Origin of the sequence: Intestinibacter sp. (genome assembly GCF_051866655.1) — a bacterium.
Taxonomy (GTDB): domain Bacteria; phylum Bacillota; class Clostridia; order Peptostreptococcales; family Peptostreptococcaceae; genus Intestinibacter.
In genome coordinates, this window is record NZ_JBJDXL010000160.1 from 1 (window position 1) to 5,533 (window position 5,533).

Genomic DNA, 5,533 nt, shown 5'->3' on the forward strand with positions numbered 1-5,533 from the left:
TTATAAAAAGAGCTTTAAAATAAGAAAAATTAAAACGGGGCTATGATAGTTTCACATAGTCCCGTTTTTTGTTTATATTATATTATGTAAAAGCTTTAGAGGAAAGCTAATTTATAGTGATATTACTCTAGTCATTAATTCATTAGTTCTCTTAATAAATAGGTCTAACTCATCTGCACTTAATTCTTTATTAGCAAGTAATGCTAGGTCTACTATTTGATTACAGATTACTTCTACATCTTCCTTCTTACTTTCGTCATCCTTGATAGATAATACTTTTTGTATTAGAGGGTTATTGTCATTTATAACTAATGTTTTTTCTTCATGTAGATCAAATCCATAGTTAAGATCATTAAATCTCTTTTGCATTTCCATCATTCTTCTAGATTCTTCTGAAATCAATATAACTGCTGGAGTATCTTCTTTCTTCAAGCTTTCAACTGTATATTTTTGAATTCTATCTCCTATGATTTCTTCGAAGAATTTAGTTATTTCTTCATCTGCCTTTTCATCTTTTTCAGCGTCTTCATCCTTTAATACATCAGATAAATCTGAGTCTATTCTCTTGAATCTTACTCCTGGTTGTGCATATTCAAGTAGTGATATAAAGTTATCGTCTATTGCACAGTCTAATACAAGTGCATTTAAGCCATATTCTTCAAATAATTTAATATATTGAGCTTGTTTTTCTTTGTCTACAACGTAGAATACTTTATTTTCATGTTTATCCTTTGCTTCTTCTAGATATTCATTTAATGTTATGTACTTGTCATTAAGGTCTTTATATATAATATAATCCTTTACTCTGTCATAGAAGTTTTGATCCTTTAAGCAACCAAATTTAATGAATAATTGTATATCATGCCAGAAGCCTTCGTATTTTTCTCTTTCATTTTTATATAATGATTTTAATTTATCTGCAACCTTCTTAACTATATTTTTAGAAATCTTGCCTACTTCTCTGTCGTTTTGTAAGAAGCTTCTTGATACATTAAGTGGTAAGTCTGGACAATCTATAACACCTTTTAATAATAGTAAGAATTCTGGTATAACTTCTTTTATATTGTCTGCAACGAATACTTGATTGTTGTATAATTTAACTTCACCTTCAACTAATTCAAATTCATTTTTTAGTTTAGGGAAATATAAAATTCCTTTTAGATTAAATGGATAATCAATATTTAAGTGAATCCAGAATAGTGGTTCTTCGTAAACATTGAATACCTTTCTGTAGAAGTCTATATATTCTTCATCAGTACAATCCTTAGGTGATTTTAACCATAGTGGATTTGTATCATTTAATGGAGTTGGTTTTACTGGTTCTTTTTCTTCTTCTGGTTCTTCTTCTACAGTTTCACCTTCTGCTTCAGCTTTTGCTCTTTCTTCTGCTTTTTTAGCTGCTTCTTCTTCTTTTCTCTTAGCCTCTTCTTCTTCTCTGTCAGGATTTTCTACATATATTTCTACTGGTAAGAATGAGCAGTATTTTTTAATGATACGTCTTACATGATATTCATCTAAAAATTCATCACTATCGTCTGCTATAGTAAGAGTTATTGTTGTACCTCTTTCAGTTCTAGTTCCATCTTCAGTTATTTCAAATTGCATACCATCTTCTGATTGCCATCTTACAGGAGTTGCACCTTCTGTATATGAAAGTGTATCTATTTCAACATTACTAGCTACCATAAATGCTGAATAGAAGCCTAAACCAAAATGTCCTATTATATCATTTGATTCTTCCATTTTATCTTTGTATTTATTGAAGAAATCTTCTGCCCCTGAGAAAGCAACTTGATTTATGTATTTATCTATTTCATCTGCAGTCATACCTATACCATTATCGCTAAATGATAGAGTTTTGTTTTTCTTGCTAACTGAAACAGTTATTTTATAAGGTTGACCATCGTCATTAACTTCTCCTAGAGATACTAATCTTTTGTGTTTGCTAACAGCATCACAGCCATTACTTATTAATTCTCTTATAAATATATCCTTGTCTGAATATAACCATTTCTTAATTATTGGAAAAATATTTTCAGTATCTATTGAGATACTTCCTTGTTTTAATGCCATTTCCCTAACCTCCTAAATTTAAAATTATTTATATATTAGTGTTATTTATCTTTCAAAAAAATAACAAGGGATGCCTCCCTTGCTTATAAGGGTAATTGCTAAAAGTTCTATTTCTTTTCTATTTATTTCATAAAACTATTCTAATTAATTTTACTCATCGAACTTCACAACTTATAAGAAATAAGATTTTTATTATCACTCTTACCTTTTGAGTGCTAACTCTCAGGTAAAAAAATATACCGATATATTCAATCAGTATTTTTATTCTATTTCTTATATATTTTATTATAGCACTTTTATTAGCACTGTCAAGTCTTGAGTGCTAAAAATTTTATAAAATTTATAACTTTAATTGATAAAACTTACTATTATTAATATAATGAATTTAATCGATTAAAATTTTGGAGGGTAATTAATATGAAGGCAGTATACTATATATGTAATAATACTAACTGGGGTCATGTAGCATCTAAAGTCTGGAATATCTTAGATGAAGAAGGTTTTTTCCAAGAACACACAGGCATAATGTTTGCTGGACAAGAGGTAATGAAATACTCTGATGAAAAAAATGAATACTACTTCGTTCCAACAGATATTGCCTTATGTTTAGATTACGATCGTTTCTTACCTGATATGAACGCTAATTTTGCTGATTTTGATATGTCTGCTATGGTAACTTGGCATGAAGGTACACATGCTCCCGAAAATGTTCTAACTGTACATTCTCTAGGAGATGTAAATTCTGGCGTATTCACTAAAGCTCATCCTAGATTTATGAGAAATCTATTATTAGCTTACGAAAAAAACAGAATTGAATTAGGACTAGAACAATACCATGTTGCAACTGAAGCTACTCATTGCTCTGGAGTACATGATGGAGAGGGAAATCCTAATTTATTAATAGAATATCCAGTTCCTATGGTAGATATAGAGGTTGGAAGCAGCTTAGATAGCTGGAATGACGAAAAGGCTTGTAGAGCTTTAGCTCGTACACTTGTACACGTATTCGATGATGACGGACTTAAAGTTCACAATATATTATGCGTAGGTGGAGTTCACTTCGAACCAAACTTTGCTGAAGCAGTATTTAGAACTTGGGGCGATGAAACATTTGGAGTTTCACATATAATCGCAAATCAATGGCTAGTAAGCGGAGATTATCAAGAAGATAGCGGTTTTGAACGTGCTTGCAAATGTGTAGATTCTATAGATGGAGGAATCGAAGCTATATTCTTCCACGACAAGCTAAAGGGCTGCTATAAGGACTTAGTTAGAAAATTAGGAAGTACATATGATGTTCCAATATATAAACATCAAAAGCTTAGAAAACCCGAAGACTTAGAATGGTAGATAATAAAAATACCCTATACAGCATTTATTCGTGTGCTATGTATAGGGTTTATTTTTTAATTATTTTACTTTGACATCGTAATCACTTTCTTTGTCGCTACTTACTTGAACTATAGTTTTATTTGGAAGGCAGACTATTTTTTCTCCATCGTAGCTTATCTCACCCTGTTTTATACAAAGCTTGTCTGGACAATCCGCATCCTCCATATGTACAACACCGTCTTTTATTACAACTGTATTATGATCGTCTACATTGATAGTCTGATCCTCGTCTAGAGAATATATCCCGTAAACCTTGCCGTCTACTGTTATAGTAGCTTCTCCTCCCTGCTTACTAAGCAAAGACTTCGCACCAAAGGCAATACTTGCCACAAGTAATACTACAATTATTAATATTATATCCTTTTTTTTCATATCTATTCTCCAACCATAAAATTATGTTTATCAATAACTATTCTCAATTTCTATTTTAAATTTTATTATTTTTATAGTCAAGTAAATACAATTAATCTAGTTGAAATCTTTGAAATTTAAACAAAAAACAAACTAGGTAGGCACTAAGCCTACCTAATCGTAATTAAATTAAAAAGGAAATATATGTATCTATTATTTATTATTGTATTTCTATAACTTGCCCACCTTCGATTTTCTTAACTTCTTTCTTAGGTACAAATACATTTAATATACCTTTATCGTATTTTGCCTTGATATCTTCTTGTGTTATTTGATCACCTACATAGAAGCTTCTCTTAGAGCTACCGTAATAACGTTCTTGTCTTATTATATGTCCATCGTTGTCTTTTTGGTCATTTGAAGTTTTGTGTTCAGCACTAATTGTTAGATATCCATCTTTTAACTCTAATTTTAAGTCTTCTTTGTTGAATCCTGGAACTTCCATATCAAGTTCATATCCATTGTCCTTTTCCTTGATGTCTGTAGACATTACGTTTGCTGTATTTACATTAAACATTGGGTCTGTAAAAAAGTCATCAAATAAACTCTTATTAAAATTAAATCTTTCTGGGAATAACATAAAGCATCTATCCTTTCTATACATTAGTACTCTATGTCTGGAGTGCTAACTCAACCATTTTATTTGAGCATACCCTTTGCTCTGGTTGAAACCTTATTAATTATATTTATTATTAATTTATTTATTGGAAGGCTTATTATTGAGCCTCCCTTACTAGCATTTTAATTTTTAACTTCTAATCTACAATAATTATTGTATTTCTATAGTTTGTTTATTTTCTATTTTCTTAAGATCTTTTTTAGGTACAAATACATTTAATATACCTTTGTCGTATTTAGCTTTTATATCTTGTTTTTCTATTTGATCACCTACATAAAAACTTCTCTTACAGCTTCCATAGTAGCGTTCTTGTCTAATTATGCGTCCATCGTTGTCTTTTTGATCATTTGTAGTATTGTGTTCAGCACTAATTGTTAGGTATCCATCCTTTAATTCTATTTTTAAATCTTCTTTATTAAATCCTGGAACCTCCATAGCAAGTTCATATCCATTTTCATTTTCTTTAATATCTGTAGCCATTCTGTTTGTTGTATTTGTTGTATTTACATTAAAAACTGGATCACTGAAAAGATAATCAAATAAATTACTATTATTAACTAAACCAAATCTTCTTTCTGGAAATAACATAACACATCATCCTTTCTTTTTTTATTAGCACTCTATGTTATCGAGTGCTAAGTCAACTGCTAAATTTAAGCATACTCTGTATGCTTTAGTTGAACCTCTATTATATTTTTAAAATCTTTAGCTTGTTTTAAAATCCAAGCTTTTATTTGTTTGCATATTGTTTTTTATGTCTTATTTGTTATCCTTCATCCTTATGACTATATAATACAACTTTTTATTAGCACTGTCAACAGTTGAGTGCTAATTTTTTCTAAAAAATTTTTATATTTTTTTAAAGACTGTATTTTCAACACTTACAGCGATTTTTTTACTAATATAATCGTCAAATTTAAAAAGCTGGAGGGCTAATTTCCTCCAACTTTTTGATATTCTTACTTAAAATAATCGATAACCACATTTACCATAGCCTTAATTCCAGTTTTTATACAATCCTCATCACAGTCAAACTTA

Annotated in this window: 5 protein-coding genes; 1 reads left to right on the forward strand and 4 read right to left on the reverse strand. The window is 29.7% G+C overall.

Translation table 11 applies throughout. The features are described 5' to 3' along the window. Positions 1–111 precede the first annotated feature (111 nt). Positions 112–2,073 carry a molecular chaperone HtpG gene (htpG, locus tag ACI3VO_RS04710; RefSeq protein ID WP_439756812.1) on the reverse strand — a complete coding sequence of 654 codons (1,962 nt, stop codon included), beginning with the start codon at positions 2,071–2,073 and terminating at the stop codon, positions 112–114. 417 nt (positions 2,074–2,490) lie between these two features. On the opposite strand from htpG, the gene ACI3VO_RS04715 reads away from it, so the two are divergent. Next, positions 2,491–3,423, forward strand: coding sequence for a D-aminoacyl-tRNA deacylase (locus ACI3VO_RS04715; protein WP_439756813.1), 933 nt, complete (start codon positions 2,491–2,493; stop codon positions 3,421–3,423). A 60-nt stretch (positions 3,424–3,483) separates the two neighbouring features. On the opposite strand, the gene ACI3VO_RS04720 is transcribed toward ACI3VO_RS04715, so the two are convergent. The 3 genes from ACI3VO_RS04720 to ACI3VO_RS04730 all read right to left on the reverse strand — a co-directional run bounded on the left by ACI3VO_RS04720 (position 3,484) and on the right by ACI3VO_RS04730 (position 5,083). Further along, on the reverse strand, positions 3,484–3,837 hold the full coding sequence (locus ACI3VO_RS04720) for a NusG domain II-containing protein (protein ID WP_439756814.1): 354 nt from the start codon (positions 3,835–3,837) through the stop codon (positions 3,484–3,486). Between the two features lie 199 nt (positions 3,838–4,036). After that, positions 4,037–4,480: an Hsp20/alpha crystallin family protein gene (locus tag ACI3VO_RS04725; RefSeq protein WP_439756815.1), complete on the reverse strand. Its 444-nt coding sequence runs from the start codon at positions 4,478–4,480 to the stop codon at positions 4,037–4,039. A gap of 165 nt (positions 4,481–4,645) precedes the next feature. Then, positions 4,646–5,083 (reverse strand): Hsp20/alpha crystallin family protein, encoded by a 438-nt coding sequence (locus ACI3VO_RS04730; protein ID WP_439756816.1) that lies wholly within the window; start codon positions 5,081–5,083, stop codon positions 4,646–4,648. Between the last annotated feature and the right edge of the window lie 450 nt (positions 5,084–5,533).